This is a genomic window from Sphingomonas sp. 2378, assembly GCF_038084995.1.
Classification (GTDB): domain Bacteria; phylum Pseudomonadota; class Alphaproteobacteria; order Sphingomonadales; family Sphingomonadaceae; genus Sphingomonas.
This window is the reverse complement of the sequence record NZ_JAXCMJ010000110.1, coordinates 1-948: the sequence shown is the minus strand read 5'-3', so window position 1 is coordinate 948 and position 948 is coordinate 1. Positions and strand designations below refer to the sequence as shown.

The 948-nt window shown below is 63.2% G+C and carries 2 pseudogenes; both read left to right on the top strand.

Features of this window, described 5'->3' with window-relative positions:
- Positions 1-590: 590 nt before the first annotated feature.
- Positions 591-770: pseudogene (locus SM191_RS19900) on the top strand (sigma-54-dependent Fis family transcriptional regulator); the annotation flags it as partial.
- Between the two features lie 76 nt (positions 771-846).
- Positions 847-948: pseudogene (locus SM191_RS19495) on the top strand (transposase); the annotation flags it as partial.

The following is a 948-nucleotide window of genomic DNA, read 5'->3' as shown; positions in this document are numbered from 1 at the left end:
AGCGCAAAACCCCAAAACCCCATAGCTCACCGCGCGTGGCCCGCGGCTTCCTGCTTTGGAGGATATCGTACACCTGCCGGTGCCCGATTTCCTTCACAGCTCAAGACATTCAGCGGGGGACTGGCCGATCCCAAAAGCGGTCGTTACGGCGCGGACACAAGTAAAATCATTCTGCCCACCGATGCCGCGTCTCACGGTCGAAACGGCTTCACGGCCAACGCGTTAGCAGCTTGTTTGGCGCGCCGCGCTCCTTGAAACTCACCGTGAACTGAAGATTCTTGAATTTGAAATAGAGGTCGCAGCCGGTGATCGCGCTTAAGGTTTCGCTGGCCCGTCTCCTGATGCGGGCGCGAATGCGCCCGATTGTTAGACGGTTGGGACGAGGCTTTCCTCAATGGAATTTTTCGGCTCCTTGGAACCGGCCGCAGTCATGACTGTCTCGCTCGTGATCCCGGCAATGAAGAGCGGCTGATGGTCAATCGCTTGCCGGGAAATCGGCCCTGGACGATGTTCGCGGCATGCCTCTTCCCGCGGGGCTTTCGACGCTGCCTCAAAAGCGTTAACCGTAGTATCGCGACCTTGCCGCCGCCGTGGCGGAGGGCAATTTTCGCGAAGACCTGTTCTACCGGCTGAAGGGCGTGGTGCTGCGGACGCCGTCACTGGCCGAGCGGGCGACCGATGTGCCGTTGCTGGCCAGCCTGTTCCTGCGGCGAGCGAGCGAAGGCCGGGCCAGCTTCTCGCCGGACGCGCTGGATTGGTTGGCGGGCCGGGGATGGCCCGGCAACGTCCGCGAATTGCGCTCGGCCGTCGAATGCGCCGCCGCGCTGGCGATCCCGGGCGCGGCGGGTGACCGACGCCGTACTCGACGAGGTGGCGATCTGGCAGCAACGCCCGCTGGATCCGGTCTACCCGCTCGTCTTTTTCGACGCCTTGCGGGTGAAGATCCGG